Source organism: uncultured Umboniibacter sp. (assembly GCF_947497555.1).
Lineage (GTDB): Bacteria > Pseudomonadota > Gammaproteobacteria > Pseudomonadales > DSM-25080 > Umboniibacter.
Window position 1 is genome coordinate 39,738 of record NZ_CANMGY010000010.1, and the last position, 19,764, is coordinate 59,501.

Below are 19,764 nucleotides of genomic sequence, written 5' to 3' on the forward strand. Positions count from 1 at the left end.
CGATGAGTGTTTTCGCATCGCTGGACGACCTATCGATTTCCAGTGTTGCGATCACCCTCTCCTTGTTCATGATGATCGTGGGGGCGTACTTCCTCTATAACCGTCATCGCCTTACGCGAGACTTACCCTCTATTTTCAACGGCAGTCGCCTTTTCCTCAATGAGCGTTTTCTTAACACACCTAAAAAACACGCGATTCAAATTGCCGGTCGCTTCGACCAGGTGTTCAAACTGACTAGCGGTGAGCTTGCGGTCGTGGACAATAAGCAGACTGAGCGAACTCGATATTACCCGAGTGATGTAGCGCAACTTTCTAGCTATGCGGAAATTTTACGTTCACGAGGATACCGTGTATTGACCACTGGCTTTCTTCGTTGTGAAAACCAACGTGGTGAAGTGACCATTGTCGAGGTTCCTCTCAAGGATCATCAGGGTGTGGCTAAGCTGGTTGAGAAATACCACTACTTACGTACTCACCGCGAGCTTGTTAATTGTCGATGCGGGCGCCATCTCACGTAGTACCCCTACGAGCTCGTCGTTTAACAACGCGCTACTCACTCCTATGACGTTCCCATGCTTGTCGTTGAACATCAGATCCCCGGTTCCCGTCACTCGATGAATATAGTGTTGGTAAATATCCGCGAAGGTTAAATCGCCTCGTTCAATGACTGACGTGTCTTTACCACCTTCTCGTAATACGATCTGTTTATCACTAATCGTCACTGAGCGCCGTTTAATTTTAACCGTATGCCAAATCGCAAACGCTAGCGGTACAATCAGAAAACCAAACAAAAGATTGACGTAGACCACCAACCACACTGGCAAACCCTGCTTCACTTTAACGCTCACACAACACTCCTTTAAATTATCGTTCTATCTCTGCCCCTTTTGGGCAGAGTAACGTCTGACATACCACTTTTTCTCCGATTTAATAACGTATATGGAGGTGCTTATGTCGGACAAATTAATTATATCACTGATTATTTCAACTGCCTTAATTAGCCTGGTAACGGGTGCGTATCAGTTATTTGTCCTCCTGCTCGTCCTCCTGGTACTTGCTCCAGCTCCTGTCGAACACAAGCGACGCTTAAGGAGATTGAATTCTCCACCACCCAAGGAATAATCTATGTCTCACGAAAACAACGAATCTGCCGAACCTAGTGAACCGGTCGCGACGGTCTCGATTCCAATCGATTTGGCCAGAGAGCTTATCGTCTTTCCCACTAAGGAACTTAGGTCAGCGCGTCGCTCACGACTTTTAGCGTTGTTTCTCAGGCCGGCTATTGTAATAATGCTGGTTGTGATTGCGTACAACCTGGGCGACCGTCAAATGTCACTCGCGTCCGGCGATCAGACCGCTCCTCACATCGCTGTACTATCACTTAAAGGCGATGTGGGTTCGGGAGGTGGCGTTGATGCTGACGTCCTCATCCCTGCGCTTCAGCGCGCCTTTGAAGCCTCCCTGTCGAAAGCTGTTTTACTCAAGATAGATTCCCCTGGCGGCAGCCCGGTACACGCGGATCGTATCTACAACGAGATCGATCGCCTTCAAACACTCCACCCGAATAAACCTGTTTACGCTGTCATCGGCGATTTGGGTGCCTCAGCTGCCTACTATATTGCAGCAGCGGCAGACGAGATCCACGTCAACCCCTCTTCGGTCGTCGGTTCCATTGGCGTGATTTCCTCGAGCTTTGGCTTCACTGAACTCATGGATAAGGTTGGCGTAGAGCGTCGAGTGATTACTTCCGGTACTAACAAGTCATTGATGGACCCCTATCAGCCGCTTCCTGAATCGCTTCGTGTTTACTGGGAGACAATGCTCGGTGAGGTCCACGAAAACTTCATTGAAGCGGTCATTGAGGGTCGCGGTGAGCGCTTAAGCTATGAGCATCCAGACTTTCCTGACATCTTCACGGGCCTAGTTTGGACAGGTAGTCGCAGTGTTGAGCTGGGACTTGCTGATGGTTTTGCAACCCCAATGGAACTCGCTGCTACGTCGGGCATCGATCACAACGAAGTCAACTATACCCCCACTCGCGATTTTTTAAGCGCGCTATCAATGAAAGTTGAACAGGGCATTAGTGATGGTGTTAGTCAAGCCATTGCCCAGGGCATTAACGGCGTGAGTCAGACCATGGAGATTCAATGAGATGGCAATGGTAATTAAGCACCGCTTAAAAGTAACTACTCGCGCCGTTTCCGCGCTGCTATCAGCCTTTGGTGCGGTCTTTCTGATCGCGGCTAACGCGGTCGGTATTCACTTTTTATGGATTAACTTTATTTTAGCGGCTTGACCGCATTACAGGAGAGCGCCATGAGCGACAACAACTCGAACATCCCTACTGAGCAAATCACCGCCTTACAAGATTCTACCTCGAAGTTACTCAAGGCGATCATCGCTTTGTTCTTACTCTGTGCGGTGAGCCTAAGCTTAACGATTGTAGTGTTACTAACGAGCGATTCGTCGTCACAACAGGACGCCGTGACCAATCCAGGTGATCTTGCAGCGATCGTCGCTGAGCAGATGGCCATACAAAAGGAGGCTGAGCAGCAAGCGGCCATTGAATCTCGTCTTTCTGGCTATCGCGAGGTGGTGACTGGTGATGCCAACCCAAATTCGGTGTATGGCAACCCCAGCGCCCGGTTCACCTTGGTGGAATTCAGCGACCTTGAGTGTGGCTTCTGTAAGCGATTCCATGACACACCAAAGCAAGTCGTTGATAAGTATGACGGTGCGGTCAATTGGCAATGGCAACACATGCCGTTGGACTTTCATAATCCGGCCGCACAAGTCTTAGCCGTCGCATCGGAGTGTGTACGCGAGCTTGGCGGTAATCAGAAGTTTTGGGGCTTCCTTGAGGGCGTCTTTAAACGTTCTGCGGGCAATGGCCAAGGCGTATCAGATCTTCCCGCTTTAATCGCTGACTACGGTGTCGACCCGTCTAAGGCGCAAGACTGTATCTCATCAGGTCGTCAATTTGAAACGGTCAATGCCCACCTAGCGCGTGCCGACGCGATGGGTGTCGATTCAACGCCGACGAGCTTTATTGTTGATAACCAAACCGGAGAGTACGTGATGTTGCGAGGCGCTCAGCCCCTTCAGGCTGTTGAGGCGACGATTGAGCGAATGATTCAAATTAGTACGTCACAAGAGAACCCGCAGACAGGTAATTAATTAGACGTTATGTCCACAACTCAGAAGACAAATCCTACCGCTAGCGAGGCGCCCCCGGCGCCTAAGCCGTCGCGCACACCCTTATCGGCGGCTAACCCTTTTCTTCTTTCCGAACTGATGGCACGGCAATATCGTCGATACCGTCATTTTCGGAAACTCAACCTAGCGTTCTTTTTTGCACTTGGCTATCTCATGGCGCTGCTCATGGCGCATTTCATTCCCCAAGTGTGGAACCGCATCTACTTTTGGTTTGCGGGGGCTATTTCGTAATGTCGGATAAGGCCGCGGTCTACCGAAGCCTGGTGTCGGTAATCAAGCAGATCGGCGTTCTCGAAGAGCGCAATTTGGTGCCTACACGTATTTATGGTGAGTCCGATAATCGATTTCTGACGTTATCGTCATGCCTTTGTGGAGCACCGGCAGTTGTCGAGAAGAGTGATACCCAACATTACACCTCACATTGTACCGGTTGTTCAACCGCCGCCGCTCCGTCCACTACGGCATTGGAGGCCGCGATTGCTTGGAATCTCTCTCCGAACACCAACCGCGCAGACTACCGCTCATCGCCTTGGTTTGGCATCGTTCATCTCACCCCTGCTGCCGCATGGTATCGCCTTCGGCTTATTGAGGCAGATCTTAACCTCAGAGTACAGCGGGTCCGATTAGAATTGGAACTAGGACAACAAGCGACATGGGCTCACTATCGAAAATTGAGAAATTATTGGCTACTTTGCCGGTATTTAATCGAGGTCATTCAATTGCCTCAACCCCCTCTTCACAGCAAGTCGCTCACTCACCCTCGGGAGGCAACGACGAAATGAACGCGCCAATTACTTTGTCCGATGCGAACAACAACGCCAATACTGAACTCATTACCCTCTCTCCCGATAGCATTACCGCGCTCGAGCAGGTGAGGAGACAATTCGATGATCAAGCGATTGAAGAGATGGCCGCGTCGTTAAGCTCGGTCGGCCAACAGTTGCCTATTATTGTCCAAAAGACCGGCACCACCTACACCATCATCGATGGTGAGTGTCGTTGGCGCGCAGCGAAAACGATTCCGGGATTTAAACTTCTCGCCGTGGTGAAATTAGATTTCAATCGGGACGATCGTGCCAATTTATTAATTTCTCAGATTGTGGCCAACGAACAACGAAACCAGCTTAATCCCTATGAGATTTCAGTGGCCTTGAACGAGCTCAAGGAACTTGGCCTCACCGCGCTTCAGATAGCAGAACGTATCGGTTGGTTAAGCAAAGTAGCTAAGGGCAAACAGTCCAAGCCCAACGATGATAAGGTTCAGCGCTACATTAATATCATCGAGCTCGATGATCGCGGCCTTGAATTAATTCAATCTGGCGTCATTAAAGACATTAATATCATTAACAACCTTCGCAGCATCCTTTCCCTCAACGCGGAGCGTTACCAGGAACTATTAAGTAAGGCTGAGCATCCAAGCACACGCTTAACCCGGTCAGACACCAGCAAGGTACTGAGCACGCTTCGCCAAGCCGACGCCGACGTCCCCACCGATGAGGAAGCGGCCGAGTCGAAGGCTCGCGCTCAACAGGATGACCTAGCGTCCCAGGCATCCGACCTACTTGATGCCCATGAAACGGCCGGTGAGTCCAGTGCGCCGCCGCCTGACGCGATGTCGGATGGCGACGAAGAAGCGATTGATCCGAGCGCCCCAGATCCGGGTTATCAATGTCAAAAAGACCCCTCCGAGGTGTCCTTTAGCTCTGAACCTGCACCGACCGGACACGATGACCGACTGAATGATCACAGTTATGATGAGACACAGCACATTGTCGAGTTGTTAGTTTATGGTGACGCCCTGGACGTGTACCGTGACCAATATCTCGAGACACTTGACGTCAGTACCGTGATTAAGGAAGACTTAAATAACTGGATTTGGACATTAAACGTTCGTCAGCCGCGCAACGCACGATGCTCTGAATTAATGCTTGAGTTGATCCATCCGAAATATGATGCAGTGCACCGCCAACTTGTCAACATTAACGACTTGTATATTGAGCAAGCGACACTCGAGCAAGGTTAATGAGTTTCTTTTCTTAGGAGAAAGCGATGTTATGTACAGTGAGATACATTTAAGAACGATCCTCTCGTTGCGACACGTTATCGATTCATTATTTCGCCCAACACGCTTTAAGTTCGGGCCATATAAAGTCACGGCGGCTTGGGAAAGGGGCCCGAACCGTATTCAGGATGGAGCGTATAGCCCATATTACGACATTGATCTATCCAACGATTACCAAGAAGCACTTAAGCAGATTGCGTATTCGCTCGGCGCTGAATTCACCTTGATAGACGGAGAGCTCTTTGTGAGTTCCGACCAACGACTAGATGGACTGATTACGCTTAACCAGGGCACTCACGCTCTTACGCTTCATCGACTGCCCTGGTATCGCTGGAGAACAACATCTCGTACTTATTGCACCGATGGATATAATACTTAACACTACGACAAGGATCACAACATGGATGTTCACTTAACACTACAACGCGTTGCCCCGTCACAGGTAACCCATCACCCTGATTTTTCCACGGTCGAAGATTATTTTACGTTTACCGATCAAACCTGTGTCTACTTCCTGAGTTTTTTGGATGACGATTCAATCCCTCTGGTCATGAACGCCCTGTCCGAATCACTCCCTATCGACTTCATCTCGATCGGCGATCAGCTTTACGCCATTACCGAAGATGATGATCTTCAGGGCGATTTAACCATCGACACCCACAACAACAAACTCATTCTTCTACAAACCGAAACGACAGCGACCTTAATGTAATTGGCCACCCTCCGATAGGCGATCAGCTTCCCTGAGAGTTTGGAACTCTGATCGCCTCGTGGTAAAACAATAGTATGACCAAACGAAAGTATGACACCTCAAAATATGAGCCGAATAACATTGCAGACTATCTCCCCACTCGGGATGATCGTTCGATGTTACGTAGCGCAATCAACCGGCACGCCCTCGGCAGTAATCTGTTGAGCCCGGCGGAGCTGGCATCGTGTTGTCATCATCTATTTCATGGTTACAGCGCAACATCGGATCGGCTCAGCCACGGTGTGGGGATCTCGGCAGGTCATTTGCGGCATCTCGCCTGCATTGGCAGACAATTGAGCAATTCTGCCTTACGCAAACTTGATAACGGTTCGCTCAGCGTCTCAAAAGCCCGGCTCATCGCCAAGCTACCGCATACTGAACAGAATGAGTGGCTTGCTAAGCTGAACTACTCGTTTCGTCGATTACGCAGCGAGATTGATGGGAGTGATCCTACCCCTGTCTTTACCGAAGATACGTCAGCGGATTTTTCAATCCCTGCTGAAGCGATTTCTCACCAAGTCGGTGTTGCGACGCGAATTGAAGGCGATACTGCAACCCAGGGACGTATTATTCTGTCCTTTGATAACTTGGATACCTTTGACTACCTAATGACACGACTGGAGGTGGATTTACGTGAGCAAGACTGAGCCATCGACCTTAACGTTACTACTCGCGGTTACCCGGCGCCTTTATGTTCGTTGTCACATCAAAACCATGCCCCTATCAGGATTGATTTACGCACCCTGGTTAATCACCCGCCAAGGGAAATTAAAACACCCTCAGATTATCGCCTTTGGATTGATGCTATTTTTAGGTGTCTTTACCCCCTTTGTCTTGGCGACGACACTCCCTCTCGGTGAGTTATTCATTCTTGGCGCTCTTTGCATTCTCGTTGCCTATGCTTGGTTTGCCTACCGAGCCCATTTGTGGTGGCAAGTCTTACAGGTTGCCCAACATCGAAAAACTAAGCAGGATAAACAGCAATGATAAAAAAAGTGACCCCGACCTTCACCCAGATTAACACCGCCCTAATTCTTGTTGCTGTGATCGCTACAATCGGTCTCCTTGCGTACTCGCTCGAGGCTTTACTCGCCTCGTTTGCAAGTGAACTCGTCATGGCGATGTTTTACCTCACAGTAGGCGTCGTGTCAGGCGTTCTCGGCGCATCGGTTCATCTGGTGAGGTTATCCTCAAAAACCATCCATCAGCGACTCTACACGCCCCTAGATCTTCTCGCTGTTATTTTACTTCTACCGCGAACACTGCTCGACCACCTTCGCCATAAATAAGCGCTGCTCTGCCCCTATTGGGCAGCGACACGCAAAAATAGCCCGCGGGTTCTCGCTATGATTTTCTTTTTAGGAGAAATTCATGATTCGAGGTACCTTCGCCATACTCTGCTTATTCCCGCTGCTCAGTTTCGCTGAGGAACCCTCCTGCACTTGTGCGGGAGTTAGCCTAAAGGACTCACTGAAGCACGCTTCATCGGCCAGCGTATTCCGCGTTACGTCCGTACAAACACAGCCGGCTTCTCTTCCAAACTTCCCGGATTTGCTCCATGCCCAGGTTGAACTACACCATTCCTTCACGCCCGGACTTGAATCGGCTCGACTCCTTGTTAGTTCCGTTGAGACATCGAGCTGCGGCCTGTCAATCCAGCCTGGTGATCTTGTCTTTGCCCTACGCCAACCTAATGAGACGTCCGAATCGATGTTAATGATCAACCAGTGCGATCACTCCAGCGTAGTCACCGAAGAGGATTTTCCCTGGTTATCCCAACAAATTCAGCAATGAGGCATCTATGATTCCTAATACCACAATGAACTTCCAGGCTGATAACTTTGACCTCGTGTCTTTCGATGATCACCCCGCTTTGATTACCTATCGGTCTGAATACGCCACCGACCACGACTTATTATTCGCCGCCTTCGAACCTTCGGAAGTTAAGCCGTATAGTTTCTTATGCCTGCTGGATTCATACGCGGAGTTAATCCCTGCCATTAGCTTGTTCGACGTCGATGCTAATAAGAAAGCATTTCGTCAGCTTGCTTGCCAGCAAGAATTTCTTCGTGGTCGACCTGATATGCCGCGCGCGATCGTCGTCCTGTTAAGGATCTCTCATAAGGTCACTCCGAGCGACGAAGTAACGATACTGCACGATGTCGCGCATCGTGTAGCGCAGAAGGTGGTGGGTATTGAAGCCAATGACTACGCGCTGCTTGTCTCACATACCATTCATAAAGTGGGACACGCTGAATATGAGGACGCAGGGTTTACTAATATACTCGATCCCATTGCGAATACTCAGGGATTTCAGTTCCTCTTTAAACTCGAGGCACTAGGCGGGGATTCACATCAATGGTGAGCGTGATCACTCGCCATTGATCTGTCGTGCTACACTTAGCGTAGATAATGTTCGATCGCGAAATTCAAGTCCTCGTTCCACCCGCTGAAATCGAATTCCCCTAACACGTAATCGAAGAAGTCACCTCGCCCTTCAGGTGTCATGGACGTAAATTTCTCGTTCTGCACACCCGCTATGAACTCTTCGCAGTGCATGAAGTCCGACTTGGTGAATCCCAGAACATCCGGGTCATTCACTTCTATCTCAACCGCCTCTACGGTGTCGCAGAATATAAACGATTCAAATTCGGCTTGAAGCTGCTGGTAGTAGTCTCCGTCTTTATCCAGTGCAATGCCCTGTCCCTCAAGAAAGGTTTTAGCCGCTTGGTCAAGGTGCTCGTAAGCCGCCTCGATTGAATTGAAGAGAGAAACGCGTGGGGTAATAGTGTCGCAAACGTCGCCGAAGGCGAACGAGAGGATGTACTTGTTGATTCGCATAATAGTGTCCTGGTTAAGTGGGTTTCATTACCCAATTTAACCGATTTTCCCACTATGCAAATTGCTACGGAGCGATCATTTCAGCTTCGATGAGTGCCGCGAGATCATCGCTGTCTACCTGTTTGGATAAGTTAATCATGTGGTCGATAGCCGGGTCATTTAGGTTACCGCCTAATTCGTAAAACTGCCGACAACTATCTCCTATCGTGTCAACCAGTACCCCACTCTCATCGAAGAACACCAGGGCATAATTTTCCCCTGTTGACGCCTTACATTCACACTCATCACTGGAAAATCGCATCACGAAGTTGCTTTTAGGCTGTCCAGAAACCAAGGGCTTCTTAATATCCATCACCACTTCGAGCTGAATATCAACCACATTGTCATGGGGGGTTCGTGCTTCAATCTTCACTAATTGCACGTAATTTGAAGAGATGTAATTTTTAGTTAAATTCATTGCATCGCAATGACAATCCATTAGACCAATCAAACCTAAAGCGAGTCCTGCTAAAACCATAAATGTACTCCATTACATCCACTTAACACTTATGATTCGATTATTAATCATCAACTCGTTAATTACTACAATTTTGAACTAATTCTCATTATTTTTCATGCAACGCCTTCTCGACAGACTCAGCTAACCCCTTGGTTCAGCGTCAACGACGTGAGTCTGAGTACGCTAGTCGTTAAAGCGATACATGATCGCTCCGTGAGATGAGAACCTTAACGGGGATAAATTCATCGCCAGGTTTCTGAGTACGCTGATAACGTCCAGCGGCTTTGCGACGATAAAAACCCTGAGCGACTAACAGATCGAAGATCTGTGCCTTGGCTTGCTTGTACTCTAGCTTCTCGATCGCTTCGTTATCCTTCAGCGTCGTCAATACACGATTAATCGTCACGACCTCATCGACGGGTTGTCGTAGCAGGTAGCGCGTTGTCGTGCCAACATCCATCTGCCGAAGAATTGAATAATTTTCTGCGTTGGTTACTGGGTACATTTTTCTCCCCCTCGGTCTTTAAGTTTCGTGTAGTGCACGCTATCGAACACCATCCACCTATCGATTTGTTTTGTGGCTAAAACCCGGTACCCACCGCTAGCAATCCACCGGTTAAGCTCTTTAATCGTCGTGAATCGCCGAGCCCGAGTAAGCCCCAGGCGGCTATCTACCAAGATTGGGCCAATTAACTGCTGGCGAGCGGTTAATCGCGCGGTTAGGTTGTAGAGTGGCAGCGATCGCATCAGTGACGACTGTAACTCTGTGTGCTTTGCATGTTGCATAGAACCTCCAAACGTTTCTGGCGTGGCGCCATCAACCCATCATGACTGATGCAGGGAAATTGCAACTACTCATCGAGGAGTCGAGGAGGTATACGCCTCACTTCCTCTGCAGGCTCCACGGAACCAAGGAAAGCCCGCATCCAGTTTGTTGAAAGTAATCGTTTTAATACGACCACAACAAACACCTTAGCACCCACTCTCAATCGAGCCGGACGACGACCGGCAAGGCACGAAAGCACACGGTCAGCAACGCGATGCGTCGGGGTATCCGATGCTCCGTTCTTATTGGCTAAGCGTTGTATATGTCGTCGATAATCAAGTCGAGCCCCTGTTAGCTTCGACTGTTTGATTTCAAGCAGCGCCCGTTGCCTAAACCCAGTACCGACTGGTCCGAGTTGTAGCGTACTCACATCCACCTTGCCAGAGAGCTCGATCCCATAGCTGGTGGCCATCGCCTCCAGAGCATGTTTACTGGCCGCATAGGGGCCTCGGAAGGCTAAGCTTTCGATGCCTAACACGGATGAATTGAACAATAACCAGGGTCTACGACTCGGTGTCGGCGCCGCGAACATCAAAGGTAGCGCACCATTCGCCAGCGCCACCGCGAGCGTTACATTGACCCGCATCATGCGCTCCAACGCATCAAGCTGGGCATCCTCCATCGCGACCTGCAGACCATAGCCGGCATTACAAAAAACGAAATTGATGTGTGAGGTGATCGTTGCAAGCTGTTTCCCAATCGATTCATAGTCTTCCAGCGAATCGCCAACAATCAGCTCTGCATACCCCTCGCCGAGCTCTTGTTTTAGGAGTGACGGGTTTCTGTTTACACCGATCACCTGCCACCCTTCACGGTGCAACGCACTGGCTACAGCAACACCGATACCGCTGGTTGTACCGCTGATCACCGCGATTAAGTTCCGCTTAGCTCTCACTGGCCATCGCCTCAACCTCATCCAAAATTCCATCGAGATTAACGGCTGAAATCGGCGCGCTACCCATCCATGTATTAGTAATACGAATAAGCTCGTCGCCCGCAGCTGGGTCCTTAATGTTGACACCCTTTAGGCGTTCCTCAAGTGATCGTATGTGGCCAATCAGTTGTTGTTCGGCCTGAGTTGCCGCGGTTTGTTTTTGAGTTTTCCAATTCACCCGTTCGCAAGTTCCATCGTCTTCATCAATCACCCAGGCGTAGTTGCCTCGACCTCGCAGGTCGTCAAAACGCACAAATCGGGTAATCTGGATCAGATCCCTACGTGTCCGATAGATAATCACACCCTGGTCGATGATGTCGAAGTAACCTTCACCTTCAACGTATTCTTCGAACGTCGACTCAGTAACGACGCCGTGATAGTCGGTTAGCTCCTTATCACTCACCACGAGCCAAATTGCTGAACCGTCATCAAACCCCTGACCCAGAAGGTCGTCCAGATCCGGAGGTGTCATTTGGAAGTGTTCGCTATCGTGTGCGTAAAAGTTCCGCTGTAGTAGATCGTCGACCCCACCCCAGCAGGTATCGATCACTTCGTGCTTTGCCCGGTTGACACCTCCCATCTCTCTAAGGCTGACATTGACGGTATAAGGATATTTGACTAAGGCTAACATTCGTGACTCCCTGGTGAGTTATTCGCCGCGCAGCATATCGAAAATTCGGCGCATTTCGGCATTATTTTCCTGGCACAAGACATCCATGGGCGACTTGTTCGCATAGCGCTTGCCCGACGGTGCATTGAGCCAATTATTAATTCGTTCCTTCGTTTGGAATTGCGCGACCAGTTTATAGTTCAAGCTATAAACGATACCGCAGCGAGCGGCCTGGTTCTCCGTTAGTAAGGGAATGACTGATCCCTCTAGGATATTGGTCAACATGAGGGTGCTATTGAACCCCAGCACCATCGGTTGATCATTCGGATGGACACCCCATCTCGACAATATCTTCACCGCGGTTGGAAGTTGTTCGATAAGATCAACCCTTCGACCTCGCTTGAGGAAATGGCCTGCCCGGTACGGTGATGTAATTTTTTGCATTGCCTCTCCGACCAAAAATTTTTAAAAAACCCTTAAAAATGACGTCGCGGTAAACACGATGACTATCCGCAGCGTGGCAATCACTGAAAATCTCGGCCAGCGGCAGCGTCATATTAATAATTATTAATACCATAACTGGACGAATGTCCCAAACTTAGCCTGTACACAAAACGTTCAATTGATGTATCAATAATTACCACGTATCATGCCTTCAATTGAACAGGTGCCCGGATCATGACACAAATCAATCAACGCTCTATAAAATCTATTATTCGATCGAAAGGCTGGCTCGTAAAAGAAGTTGCGCTACGTTGGGGGTATAGCCCTCGCCATCTGTCTCGGTTATTATCCAAGAACTGCCCTCAATGTCGTGATGCGGCACTTGGCCTACCACTGCGCGATCAACGCCCCGCGAGCGAGTCCTTTCTCAAGGCCCCGATAGACCAAAATGAAAGCCATAGCAATAGCGACGACATGGCCGAAACAATTATTTGACCGTGGCTAACAGCGACCCAAATCGTCGCCACGTACCACATCATAATCAGCGGACTAAGAAAGACGAAAAGCGGAATCCCTACCCTAACACCCTTAACCACCATAACGATTATCGCAGCCTGCACTATCGGTGGTAACCCAAGCACCGGTGGGAACCCAAACATCAAGGTTATAAACAATGAATGATGTCCAAACTCTATTCGCGACACCACTAAATAGAGTCCCATCGCAACCATAAAACTGGCAATCACACACAGCATTCGCTCTGTGTCTTTCATCGGTAATCGAAATCTTGGTGCTCTAATTCCTAACATAGTTTTCTCCTCATTTCCCAATAGCATACCTATTCCGATCAGAGGAAAACCCCTCAACCCTGCCCTATAGGGGCAGAGTCAGGTCATTAATCTCAATTTGGTGAACGGCTTTGCTCTGACTTTTCAGTACATGGATGTGTGATCGGCCGTACACCTTGAGCCACGACTTCAGTTGGTGACCGCTTCGAAACGTAATCTCTCGCACAAAGCCCGACTTAGGACCCACCTTCATTGGCTGTGAAAGCAGGCGTAAATCATTACAAGCGAGTAGCTTGCTCGCCACAGGGCTTAATCGCTGTAATTCATCAAGTTTGGCCTTATCGTCCTCACGTCTGAATTGAGGGTCGATTTGGCGACGAACTGACTTGGGTAGAAAGCGATGCGCTGGAGTAATGGCCATGATTGATCCTTCTGATTGATTAGATTCCTTCCCACTGTATCCCTTTACGCTATTTTGCAACGTGATCAATTATTAACGCATCTCTGCCCTTTTGGGGCAGCGATCTCTCTGTTCTTCATCAAATAATCCGCTAATCTTTACTTAATCTTATCCACTTTGAGGCAGTTATGGTTACACCAACTCGTCATCATCATTACCGACTTAGCCACCAACTCACCGAATTCGAAACCGAAGCGTTGGAGTTAGTCACCTTCAGCTCGCTTGATGGCGACGGTGAGGTCCTTGAAGAAGACGCGGTGACAATGGCGGTATTAAATCTAAAGCGACTGACTAGCACCTACGAGATGATTGTTGCATTAGATGAACACCCGCTATTAATCCGAGCCATTAATTTATTCCAACCGCTTGACCCCATTACCGTGTCTCCTCATGTGGGTCTTGTCTCCCCTTGCTTCCTCGTTGGTTTAACCCATACCTCACAGCATGTCAGTACCCAGAGCGAATTGTTCCTGTTGGAAACCCTCTCTAAAGCAATCGGTTTACGCAGCGCTGATCGAGGCGAAGTCATCACGGTATCGTTTGTGTTTGCCGAGGATGAATCCGATTACGGGGCATACTCTCAGGCGGGTTATCAATTAATACAACCAGGTCCCTACAACCAGCTTGAAGCGGCGATTGAGCGTCTCAGTGGAACTGACACTTCAACCGAGGAGCCAGAGCGCCTATCACTTGACGGTATTAACATGATTTTTAAAACCTTCATCACTCCAAAAGGGTTCGCCTAATGTCGATGACAACCACCGCAACCAAGCAATGTGACGAACTTGATTATCAGGTTAACGGTAACGACCTGCAGGTTGTCGAGATTACCCTCGATCCTGGAGAGACCGTGATCGCCGAAGCCGGGGCAATGAATTTTCTCGAGGATGGAATTGAATTCTCTGCCAGGATGGGCGATGGCTCTGTACCGGACCAGGGATTTTTTGGCGGCCTAATGAGCGCAGGCAAGCGACTGATGACCGGGGAGTCGTTTTTTATCACCCACTTCATCAACGAATCGCCCCAGCGTCGAACCGTCGCCTTTAGTGCGCCGTTTCCAGGATCTATTATCGCCCTCAATCTCGCTGAGCATAATTATAAGATTCTATGTCAGAAGGATGCGTTTCTCTGTGCCTCACGGGGTACGCGTATTGGTGTCGCCTTTACCAAAAAGCTCGGCGCGGGGTTCTTTGGCGGAGAGGGATTTATCCTCCAAAGCCTACAGGGTGACGACGTCGTGTGCCTTCATGCTGGTGGTACCGTCACCAAACGACGACTCAATGGTGAGACCATCCATGTTGATAGTGGCTGTATTGTCGCCTTCAGCCAGGGCATTGATTACGATGTACGTATGATTGGGGGATTGAAGACAATGATGTTCGGAGGCGAAGGCATTGCCTTAGCCACGCTCTCTGGTACGGGTGATGTGTGGTTACAAAGCTTACCGTTCGCGAGACTCGCTGATCGGATTTACACCGCCATTAGCGCCCAGGTTGATAGCCATGTCCGTAAGGCCAGTAAATGAACAAGGAGGGTGAAAATGTAGAAACAAAAAACCCAACCTGCTTGCGCTAGATCGGGCCTTAGGGAGAACGTTAGTCCTCGAGTGGTATCTTCGATTATCGTCCCTTACTTGTCTTTCGTCAAGTCTTCAAGAGGTGATAGAAGAGCTATGTGACAGCCTCACAAAAACTTCCGGTTATGAGTGATAGGGACTGAGAACTCTAGACACGTTTTATGGTAAATTTGGACCCATAAAAGTGAGGTAGAAGTATGCCAGATACCGATTTATAAAATCTCGAACGGCTAGTAGCACTGCAAGCCATCTCTTCGAATCAACGCTCGCTCCGCTTCCGTCTTCCTCCGCCACCGCTGAAAGCTAATACCCACTGCTTTGGCTTCCACCGCCAGCGCCCGAAACGCAGTCACCCTCGCTTTACGTAACAAACCCTCAGCCTGCTGTAGTTCCAGTTTTAACCTGTGATTTAGTCGTAATTCTCGTTCCGTAGCGAGGAATTCAAAACTCGCATCGACTTGGCCAGTTGTTTGACGACGACAATCAATCCGCCTATGTAGTCGTGACAACACACGCGTTAGCTTCCTCGCTCGTTCTTCCATGCTATTCACTCTCAATGTTTTCGTTATCACACTTATTTGCTTCGAGCACTGCCGCGTTAATTCTCCACATCACTACGTAGTCTTTCATCGCGTTCATGGTTGCTAATCCTCATCCGTTGTTTGATCTAGTCATTCTAACTTCCCGCTCGATAACGCAAATTCGACTCAGCCCATTAACGCTCAACTTATTGTTTATCTCTGCCCCTATTGGGCAGAGTCACCGCAAAATCAGCGCATCGGATCTGATTTAATAAGCCAACCAAACAACATTGATAGGTGAAACATGAACAAGATTATCCTTCTCTCCCTCGCGGCAACACTGAGCCTTCCCGCTCTCGCACTCGAGCAATGGCAGATCGATCACAAGATGGACCAATCATCAACAACCACTTTTCCCTTATCCCCCAATCATGACGCGATAACCAAGGCGCGAAGCAGTAATAGCCATCTCGCCATCACGGATTTCTTTAGTCACTATTCTATCGGCATGACAAACACGGTTGACGTACACTTTGAGTTCGAAGTCACTGCCTTACCTAATACCAATATCAGTCACACGATCATTCAGTATGCCTTCTACGACGACGATGGACAGGTGGTGACTGGGCTTAACACTAATACACCCTTCTATATCAATTTCAAGGATCTCGCCCCGGGTGACTTGGTCATGGATGAGCTTGTTATTTCTGGCTTAGTGCGATTAGAAAGCGAAAAGGCGAAGGAGGTCCGTGTCACGAATATTCTCTTTGTTTATGACACCTTCGAAATGAAGGAAGTCTCCTATACAGGCCTACCTATGAGCCCGCAGATATTGACCGCCGAAGAATTCGACGGGATACCGCCACAACTTTTGATGTTGCGTGATAAAATTGTAATCGACGATGCGACACTTCAGCCGGTCGGTCAATTTCGCTCTTAAACATCGGACACCACAGGCGCTACGTTGATGCTATTTTAGCATCACAATGCGTAGCGTCATCGCGACACCCGCCATCATTAGTGGTTTTTATTTTTCCGACTCTAACGGGAACAAGTTGTTCCTCATCAAGCATGTCTTCACCGATGAACGTTAAGATCACTGAGTCCTCAACAATGAAGGACCCAACACCCGGCACATAGACATCAAAGCAATCGACCAAGCGTGCGTCCCTATCCCCATCGGTATACGCATCGAGCTGAAGGTCAATGTAAACGGCCAGCAGGTTTAGGGTGTCGTAATCTATCTCCCCGCCCCATCGACCTATGAGTCGAGCAATGGCGTGGTACGTATAGCTTAATAGGCCCGTCACTTGTACGCCCGTGCAGTCAAAATGCAGATTCACTAGCGTTAAGCTACAACGCCTATCGTCATCGTTATCGGTGGGCTGGAAATCGATTAACGTGACTCGATCATAGGACTTCTTGCTACAGTTAATCTCCCAGCCTCCCCCAAACACCGCCATCGCTTTGCGAGTATCCTTGCGACTTTGCTTTAGCCACTTTCGCTTACTATTAGCCTTCTCGTGAGCTTTCATCATCCGCTCGATTACTCGCTCACTTTCTTTAGCGATGTTGCGAACCAATCGCCGCGATTTTGTCATGCAGAGTTGCGCCGATAATCGCCCCGTGGTCGGACTCCATACTTTCAAGCTATCACTATATTTTTCAATGATATGCGGTTCGATCCCGACGTCACTTTCGAACATCTGTGATTTCATGAGCTCGACCGTTCTGGAGCGGAATTCACTGAGGCCGACGTTCGCCGTACTGCTCATTCAGTATCCTCCCGTTCCGATAGTTCAGGACTTATCGAGACCACTTCTTTTTTCTGCCTTGACGACAACATCTCATCCCCAACGAAGGTCACCACATAACCCGATGCAATAATGAATAGCCCAACACCTTCGATGTACAGATCGATGGTTTTCTTCCGCCACCAATAGATGTTGATTTCGTCACGATCATCCGCGTCATTAATTAAGGCGTGAAACATGCTAGCGGCTAAGATATTCACTAATTGTCCATCGATTTCGCCACCCCAGCGCTCAACCAGCCTGGCCATCGCATGATACGTGAACGTGAACACCGTTTTTTCGCTTATTCCGTCACTATCGAAACACATGATGGACAATGACAGCTCCTTCTCGCCACCGATTTCACCCGTTGACGAGAGCGCCACCACTTCATAGAAATCTCTACCCGTCACCGTGACTCCTCCGCCTCCGAGTATCGACATCCGCTTTAATACCCCTCGCATACTGGCCTTGCGCCATTTCCGCTTTCTCAGTGCTTTTGAATGCTCTACCTCGACACGCCTCAGCACCTCCTCGCACTCACGGGCCAGCGCCGTCACCAAACGTTGGGTTTTGACGTCAATAAGCTCTCTGGACAGGGTTTTGTCAGTGGGGCACCAAACTCGGGCTTTGCTGTTTCGGTGAGCCTCACTCGAACCTGATAGCAGCCACGCCCCGTGCATCAATGAGCTCGTCGATCTGCACCTCGACAAATCTTCATTGGTGGGCACTCGTTTAAGGTGATTAGACCAAGTATTTTCTGGGTTTAACAATCTCATTGTCGGTTTCCTTCTCGATGTGTAACGTCTACCTATAAATCTAAACTACTTCCCGTTATGGATCTGATGCGACGCTGCCCAATAGGGGCAGAGACGCATAGAATTACCTACACCAACGAGGGTTGGTCCACAGCGTCCACAAAGCGGATATGTCCATAGGTAGGTCGTTCCGCAATCAGATAGCCGATACAATCGCCGCCAATTCCTCGGGTAATCGTTAACTGACCATCGCTTTCCTCATACTTGAAAACGCGGCTCGGGTCTTCATTGAAGGCCTGCTGCACCAACTCAGCCTGCTCACCGTAGGTCTCGAATAGACACCCATTAAATCCCACGTAAGGGTCAATCGTGTTCTCAAGCAAGCGCACCTCGTCAATCTTATCCAGCGGCAACTCAAGCGCCTTATGATCGTGCGTCACATGCTCGCCCTCTATACAGCTATAGATGCTGACAAAATGGCTAAAATACCTGCGCGCCTCCTTCTTAAGAAAGTCTAATGAAACGTCATAACCTGACGACTCTGCCCCATCCTTATAGATTGCCACAGGCGAGATACGCCACTCGCCGTTAACATCCCTGTACAAATCGACTGAGGCCAGCGTAAACCCGTGATTATCCCCGTCTGAAGTTTCGTTTAGGCAGGCCGCAGCATCAGCGTGCGCGGCTTCCAATGACCCTTCGCTCGCCAGTAAAGCGCTAGTGTTCGAGAAACTGAACGTCGCCTGAGCACCGATCTTTACTAAATCAATCCGAGCAAAGGCAACTAAATCAACCTCAGCAAAGGCAACCATCGAGTTCAAGTGGCGTGCAACGCGCTCCAACTTATCTATCGCATCGTGAGTAAATTGAAAGCAACCGATCACACCTTCACCCTCATCGCGAGCTTCCCAAATTAGTTCCACATCGCCTTTCTTGTTTAAATTTTTCATCCTGATTCTCCTGCTAGTGAGTTTATAAGTTATCAGTCCTAGCAGAAACGCAACCACGCCTAAATCGTCAGCTTTCGGCCTATCACACATTCACTCAATCGGATGATTTCGTAAGCTTACGATCCTATCAATACCACGAAGCGCTTAATCCTTTACACCCAACTAATAGCTGTTACCTTGGTAGGGTAGTGGTTGTTATGGCAATAGTTAGTCATCTGTATCTCAACGTTTGTGAGCTCATCGATCGCGGAAGGTGTGGACTGAAATCATGTATGTCTATGTATTACAACTCGAATCAGAAAAGTATTACGTGGGTGTTGCTAAGGACATTGGGCTGCGCCTTTGGACTCATTTCAAAATGAACGGTAAGACGGGCTCAGCGTGGACAAAAAAATATCCACCCATCGCAGTTTTGCACTGCAGCGAGTGTTCCAATCATCCGAGTGTGTTCAAAAACATAGAAAAACAATGCACGCTCCGTCTTGCAAAGTTAAAGGGATTTCGAAATATAAGAGGATCTGGATACTGTCTAAGTGCTGATGAATACCCAGCAAGCTGGGACGACCAGTTAGACGCGGTTACGCCTGCCGACATGAGTAAAATGAGGCCTTTAAATCAAAAAGAGCTTAAAAGACTGATCAAAGGCAAATATCAGCTCTGGCTGAGCAAAAGAAGAGAGGGCATCGCTAGTCGGAATGCTGACCATTGAAATGTCACCCAATGACCCATAAAAAA

At 49.0% G+C, this 19,764-nt stretch carries 32 protein-coding genes; 18 read left to right on the forward strand and 14 right to left on the reverse strand.

Going from position 1 to position 19,764, the window contains the following annotated elements:
- Positions 1-2: 2 nt before the first annotated feature.
- A complete protein-coding gene (locus Q0698_RS11255; protein ID WP_298636723.1) occupies positions 3-518 on the forward strand; it encodes a hypothetical protein in 516 nt (171 codons plus the stop codon).
- Here Q0698_RS11255 and Q0698_RS11260 read toward each other — a convergent pair.
- Positions 465-848: a hypothetical protein gene (locus tag Q0698_RS11260; RefSeq protein WP_298636724.1), complete on the reverse strand. Its 384-nt coding sequence runs from the start codon at positions 846-848 to the stop codon at positions 465-467. The genes Q0698_RS11255 and Q0698_RS11260 overlap by 54 nt on opposite strands.
- 277 nt (positions 849-1,125) lie before the next feature.
- On the opposite strand from Q0698_RS11260, the gene Q0698_RS11265 reads away from it, so the two are divergent.
- The 13 genes from Q0698_RS11265 (at position 1,126) to Q0698_RS11325 (ending at position 8,394) form a co-directional block, all read left to right on the forward strand.
- Positions 1,126-2,151, forward strand: coding sequence for a S49 family peptidase (locus Q0698_RS11265; protein ID WP_298636726.1), 1,026 nt, complete (start codon positions 1,126-1,128; stop codon positions 2,149-2,151).
- 1 nt (position 2,152) lies between these two features.
- Positions 2,153-2,296: a hypothetical protein gene (locus Q0698_RS11270; RefSeq protein WP_298636727.1), complete on the forward strand. Its 144-nt coding sequence runs from the start codon at positions 2,153-2,155 to the stop codon at positions 2,294-2,296.
- Between the two features lie 20 nt (positions 2,297-2,316).
- Entirely contained in the window at positions 2,317-3,177 is an 861-nt protein-coding gene (locus tag Q0698_RS11275; protein ID WP_298636728.1) for a DsbA family protein, read from the forward strand.
- A gap of 9 nt (positions 3,178-3,186) precedes the next feature.
- The gene (locus Q0698_RS11280; protein ID WP_298636729.1) at positions 3,187-3,447 is read left to right on the forward strand and encodes a hypothetical protein; all 261 of its coding nucleotides are present in this window, start codon (positions 3,187-3,189) and stop codon (positions 3,445-3,447) included.
- A complete protein-coding gene (locus Q0698_RS11285; RefSeq protein ID WP_298636730.1) occupies positions 3,447-3,998 on the forward strand; it encodes a hypothetical protein in 552 nt (183 codons plus the stop codon). Before Q0698_RS11280 ends, Q0698_RS11285 begins: the two co-directional genes overlap by 1 nt.
- Positions 3,995-5,239 (forward strand): ParB/RepB/Spo0J family partition protein, encoded by a 1,245-nt coding sequence (locus Q0698_RS11290; RefSeq protein ID WP_298636731.1) that lies wholly within the window; start codon positions 3,995-3,997, stop codon positions 5,237-5,239. The genes Q0698_RS11285 and Q0698_RS11290 overlap by 4 nt, the downstream gene beginning before the upstream one ends.
- Positions 5,240-5,270: 31 nt before the next feature.
- Complete coding sequence (locus tag Q0698_RS11295; RefSeq protein WP_298636733.1) at positions 5,271-5,657, forward strand: hypothetical protein; 387 nt, start codon at positions 5,271-5,273, stop codon at positions 5,655-5,657.
- 21 nt (positions 5,658-5,678) lie between these two features.
- Positions 5,679-5,990 carry a hypothetical protein gene (locus Q0698_RS11300; protein ID WP_298636734.1) on the forward strand — a complete coding sequence of 104 codons (312 nt, stop codon included), beginning with the start codon at positions 5,679-5,681 and terminating at the stop codon, positions 5,988-5,990.
- A 74-nt stretch (positions 5,991-6,064) separates the two neighbouring features.
- Positions 6,065-6,676 (forward strand): hypothetical protein, encoded by a 612-nt coding sequence (locus Q0698_RS11305; protein WP_298636735.1) that lies wholly within the window; start codon positions 6,065-6,067, stop codon positions 6,674-6,676.
- On the forward strand, positions 6,663-7,016 hold the full coding sequence (locus Q0698_RS11310; RefSeq protein WP_298636737.1) for a hypothetical protein: 354 nt from the start codon (positions 6,663-6,665) through the stop codon (positions 7,014-7,016). Before Q0698_RS11305 ends, Q0698_RS11310 begins: the two co-directional genes overlap by 14 nt.
- Entirely contained in the window at positions 7,013-7,318 is a 306-nt protein-coding gene (locus Q0698_RS11315; RefSeq protein ID WP_298636738.1) for a hypothetical protein, read from the forward strand. The genes Q0698_RS11310 and Q0698_RS11315 overlap by 4 nt, the downstream gene beginning before the upstream one ends.
- An 82-nt stretch (positions 7,319-7,400) precedes the next feature.
- Positions 7,401-7,823 carry a hypothetical protein gene (locus Q0698_RS11320; protein ID WP_298636739.1) on the forward strand — a complete coding sequence of 141 codons (423 nt, stop codon included), beginning with the start codon at positions 7,401-7,403 and terminating at the stop codon, positions 7,821-7,823.
- A 7-nt stretch (positions 7,824-7,830) separates the two neighbouring features.
- A complete protein-coding gene (locus tag Q0698_RS11325) occupies positions 7,831-8,394 on the forward strand; it encodes a hypothetical protein (RefSeq protein ID WP_298636740.1) in 564 nt (187 codons plus the stop codon).
- Positions 8,395-8,429: 35 nt separating this feature from the next.
- Here Q0698_RS11325 and Q0698_RS11330 read toward each other — a convergent pair whose 3' ends face one another.
- The 9 genes from Q0698_RS11330 to Q0698_RS11370 form a co-directional block, all read right to left on the reverse strand.
- The gene (locus Q0698_RS11330; protein ID WP_298636741.1) at positions 8,430-8,870 is read right to left on the reverse strand and encodes a hypothetical protein; all 441 of its coding nucleotides are present in this window, start codon (positions 8,868-8,870) and stop codon (positions 8,430-8,432) included.
- A 64-nt stretch (positions 8,871-8,934) separates the two neighbouring features.
- The gene (locus Q0698_RS11335) at positions 8,935-9,387 is read right to left on the reverse strand and encodes a hypothetical protein (protein ID WP_298636742.1); all 453 of its coding nucleotides are present in this window, start codon (positions 9,385-9,387) and stop codon (positions 8,935-8,937) included.
- Positions 9,388-9,559: 172 nt separating this feature from the next.
- On the reverse strand, positions 9,560-9,874 hold the full coding sequence (locus tag Q0698_RS11340; protein WP_298636743.1) for a hypothetical protein: 315 nt from the start codon (positions 9,872-9,874) through the stop codon (positions 9,560-9,562).
- On the reverse strand, positions 9,862-10,155 hold the full coding sequence (locus Q0698_RS11345) for a hypothetical protein (protein WP_298636744.1): 294 nt from the start codon (positions 10,153-10,155) through the stop codon (positions 9,862-9,864). Before Q0698_RS11345 ends, Q0698_RS11340 begins: the two co-directional genes overlap by 13 nt.
- A 65-nt stretch (positions 10,156-10,220) precedes the next feature.
- Entirely contained in the window at positions 10,221-11,090 is an 870-nt protein-coding gene (locus Q0698_RS11350; protein ID WP_298636745.1) for an SDR family NAD(P)-dependent oxidoreductase, read from the reverse strand.
- Positions 11,080-11,760: a hypothetical protein gene (locus tag Q0698_RS11355; RefSeq protein ID WP_298636746.1), complete on the reverse strand. Its 681-nt coding sequence runs from the start codon at positions 11,758-11,760 to the stop codon at positions 11,080-11,082. The genes Q0698_RS11350 and Q0698_RS11355 overlap by 11 nt, the downstream gene beginning before the upstream one ends.
- An 18-nt stretch (positions 11,761-11,778) precedes the next feature.
- The gene (locus Q0698_RS11360) at positions 11,779-12,183 is read right to left on the reverse strand and encodes a hypothetical protein (RefSeq protein ID WP_298636747.1); all 405 of its coding nucleotides are present in this window, start codon (positions 12,181-12,183) and stop codon (positions 11,779-11,781) included.
- Between the two features lie 401 nt (positions 12,184-12,584).
- Positions 12,585-12,992 carry a hypothetical protein gene (locus Q0698_RS11365; protein WP_298636749.1) on the reverse strand — a complete coding sequence of 136 codons (408 nt, stop codon included), beginning with the start codon at positions 12,990-12,992 and terminating at the stop codon, positions 12,585-12,587.
- Between the two features lie 64 nt (positions 12,993-13,056).
- A complete protein-coding gene (locus Q0698_RS11370; RefSeq protein WP_298636750.1) occupies positions 13,057-13,392 on the reverse strand; it encodes a hypothetical protein in 336 nt (111 codons plus the stop codon).
- A 167-nt stretch (positions 13,393-13,559) separates the two neighbouring features.
- Between Q0698_RS11370 and Q0698_RS11375 the strand changes: the two genes are divergently transcribed.
- Both Q0698_RS11375 and Q0698_RS11380 read left to right on the forward strand, forming a co-directional pair.
- Positions 13,560-14,177, forward strand: coding sequence for a hypothetical protein (locus Q0698_RS11375; protein ID WP_298636751.1), 618 nt, complete (start codon positions 13,560-13,562; stop codon positions 14,175-14,177).
- A 5-nt stretch (positions 14,178-14,182) separates the two neighbouring features.
- Entirely contained in the window at positions 14,183-14,956 is a 774-nt protein-coding gene (locus Q0698_RS11380) for a TIGR00266 family protein (RefSeq protein ID WP_298636790.1), read from the forward strand.
- 281 nt (positions 14,957-15,237) lie between these two features.
- On the opposite strand, the gene Q0698_RS11385 is transcribed toward Q0698_RS11380, so the two are convergent.
- On the reverse strand, positions 15,238-15,549 hold the full coding sequence (locus Q0698_RS11385) for a hypothetical protein (RefSeq protein ID WP_298636752.1): 312 nt from the start codon (positions 15,547-15,549) through the stop codon (positions 15,238-15,240).
- Positions 15,550-15,832: 283 nt separating this feature from the next.
- Between Q0698_RS11385 and Q0698_RS11390 the strand changes: the two genes are divergently transcribed.
- Entirely contained in the window at positions 15,833-16,468 is a 636-nt protein-coding gene (locus tag Q0698_RS11390) for a hypothetical protein (RefSeq protein WP_298636753.1), read from the forward strand.
- Between the two features lie 19 nt (positions 16,469-16,487).
- Here the strand turns inward: Q0698_RS11390 and Q0698_RS11395 are convergent, their stop codons facing one another.
- The 3 genes from Q0698_RS11395 to Q0698_RS11405 form a co-directional block, all read right to left on the reverse strand.
- Positions 16,488-17,303: a hypothetical protein gene (locus Q0698_RS11395; protein ID WP_298636754.1), complete on the reverse strand. Its 816-nt coding sequence runs from the start codon at positions 17,301-17,303 to the stop codon at positions 16,488-16,490.
- Complete coding sequence (locus tag Q0698_RS11400) at positions 17,300-18,004, reverse strand: hypothetical protein (RefSeq protein ID WP_298636755.1); 705 nt, start codon at positions 18,002-18,004, stop codon at positions 17,300-17,302. The genes Q0698_RS11395 and Q0698_RS11400 overlap by 4 nt, the downstream gene beginning before the upstream one ends.
- A 203-nt stretch (positions 18,005-18,207) precedes the next feature.
- A complete protein-coding gene (locus tag Q0698_RS11405; RefSeq protein WP_298636756.1) occupies positions 18,208-19,029 on the reverse strand; it encodes a hypothetical protein in 822 nt (273 codons plus the stop codon).
- 268 nt (positions 19,030-19,297) lie between these two features.
- On the opposite strand from Q0698_RS11405, the gene Q0698_RS13345 reads away from it, so the two are divergent.
- Positions 19,298-19,738, forward strand: coding sequence for a GIY-YIG nuclease family protein (locus Q0698_RS13345; RefSeq protein WP_366140333.1), 441 nt, complete (start codon positions 19,298-19,300; stop codon positions 19,736-19,738).
- Positions 19,739-19,764: the final 26 nt, after the last annotated feature.

Excerpts from the sequence above, each read along its gene's own strand:
- Q0698_RS11255 (WP_298636723.1), top strand. The coding sequence starts at position 3 with ATGAGTGTTTTCGCATCGCTGGACGACCTATCGATTTCCAGTGTTGCG.
- Q0698_RS11265 (WP_298636726.1), top strand. The coding sequence starts at position 1,126 with ATGTCTCACGAAAACAACGAATCTGCCGAACCTAGTGAACCGGTCGCG.
- Q0698_RS11270 (WP_298636727.1), top strand. The coding sequence starts at position 2,153 with ATGGCAATGGTAATTAAGCACCGCTTAAAAGTAACTACTCGCGCCGTT.
- Q0698_RS11275 (WP_298636728.1), top strand. The coding sequence starts at position 2,317 with ATGAGCGACAACAACTCGAACATCCCTACTGAGCAAATCACCGCCTTA.
- Q0698_RS11280 (WP_298636729.1), top strand. The coding sequence starts at position 3,187 with ATGTCCACAACTCAGAAGACAAATCCTACCGCTAGCGAGGCGCCCCCG.
- Q0698_RS11285 (WP_298636730.1), top strand. The coding sequence starts at position 3,447 with ATGTCGGATAAGGCCGCGGTCTACCGAAGCCTGGTGTCGGTAATCAAG.
- Q0698_RS11290 (WP_298636731.1), top strand. The coding sequence starts at position 3,995 with ATGAACGCGCCAATTACTTTGTCCGATGCGAACAACAACGCCAATACT.
- Q0698_RS11295 (WP_298636733.1), top strand. The coding sequence starts at position 5,271 with ATGTACAGTGAGATACATTTAAGAACGATCCTCTCGTTGCGACACGTT.
- Q0698_RS11300 (WP_298636734.1), top strand. The coding sequence starts at position 5,679 with ATGGATGTTCACTTAACACTACAACGCGTTGCCCCGTCACAGGTAACC.
- Q0698_RS11305 (WP_298636735.1), top strand. The coding sequence starts at position 6,065 with ATGACCAAACGAAAGTATGACACCTCAAAATATGAGCCGAATAACATT.
- Q0698_RS11315 (WP_298636738.1), top strand. The coding sequence starts at position 7,013 with ATGATAAAAAAAGTGACCCCGACCTTCACCCAGATTAACACCGCCCTA.
- Q0698_RS11320 (WP_298636739.1), top strand. The coding sequence starts at position 7,401 with ATGATTCGAGGTACCTTCGCCATACTCTGCTTATTCCCGCTGCTCAGT.
- Q0698_RS11325 (WP_298636740.1), top strand. The coding sequence starts at position 7,831 with ATGATTCCTAATACCACAATGAACTTCCAGGCTGATAACTTTGACCTC.
- Q0698_RS11330 (WP_298636741.1), bottom strand. The coding sequence starts at position 8,870 with ATGCGAATCAACAAGTACATCCTCTCGTTCGCCTTCGGCGACGTTTGC.
- Q0698_RS11335 (WP_298636742.1), bottom strand. The coding sequence starts at position 9,387 with ATGGTTTTAGCAGGACTCGCTTTAGGTTTGATTGGTCTAATGGATTGT.
- Q0698_RS11340 (WP_298636743.1), bottom strand. The coding sequence starts at position 9,874 with ATGTACCCAGTAACCAACGCAGAAAATTATTCAATTCTTCGGCAGATG.
- Q0698_RS11345 (WP_298636744.1), bottom strand. The coding sequence starts at position 10,155 with ATGCAACATGCAAAGCACACAGAGTTACAGTCGTCACTGATGCGATCG.
- Q0698_RS11355 (WP_298636746.1), bottom strand. The coding sequence starts at position 11,760 with ATGTTAGCCTTAGTCAAATATCCTTATACCGTCAATGTCAGCCTTAGA.
- Q0698_RS11360 (WP_298636747.1), bottom strand. The coding sequence starts at position 12,183 with ATGCAAAAAATTACATCACCGTACCGGGCAGGCCATTTCCTCAAGCGA.
- Q0698_RS11365 (WP_298636749.1), bottom strand. The coding sequence starts at position 12,992 with ATGTTAGGAATTAGAGCACCAAGATTTCGATTACCGATGAAAGACACA.
- Q0698_RS11370 (WP_298636750.1), bottom strand. The coding sequence starts at position 13,392 with ATGGCCATTACTCCAGCGCATCGCTTTCTACCCAAGTCAGTTCGTCGC.
- Q0698_RS11375 (WP_298636751.1), top strand. The coding sequence starts at position 13,560 with ATGGTTACACCAACTCGTCATCATCATTACCGACTTAGCCACCAACTC.
- Q0698_RS11380 (WP_298636790.1), top strand. The coding sequence starts at position 14,183 with ATGACAACCACCGCAACCAAGCAATGTGACGAACTTGATTATCAGGTT.
- Q0698_RS11385 (WP_298636752.1), bottom strand. The coding sequence starts at position 15,549 with ATGGAAGAACGAGCGAGGAAGCTAACGCGTGTGTTGTCACGACTACAT.
- Q0698_RS11390 (WP_298636753.1), top strand. The coding sequence starts at position 15,833 with ATGAACAAGATTATCCTTCTCTCCCTCGCGGCAACACTGAGCCTTCCC.
- Q0698_RS11395 (WP_298636754.1), bottom strand. The coding sequence starts at position 17,303 with ATGAGCAGTACGGCGAACGTCGGCCTCAGTGAATTCCGCTCCAGAACG.
- Q0698_RS11400 (WP_298636755.1), bottom strand. The coding sequence starts at position 18,004 with ATGCACGGGGCGTGGCTGCTATCAGGTTCGAGTGAGGCTCACCGAAAC.
- Q0698_RS11405 (WP_298636756.1), bottom strand. The coding sequence starts at position 19,029 with ATGAAAAATTTAAACAAGAAAGGCGATGTGGAACTAATTTGGGAAGCT.
- Q0698_RS13345 (WP_366140333.1), top strand. The coding sequence starts at position 19,298 with ATGTATGTCTATGTATTACAACTCGAATCAGAAAAGTATTACGTGGGT.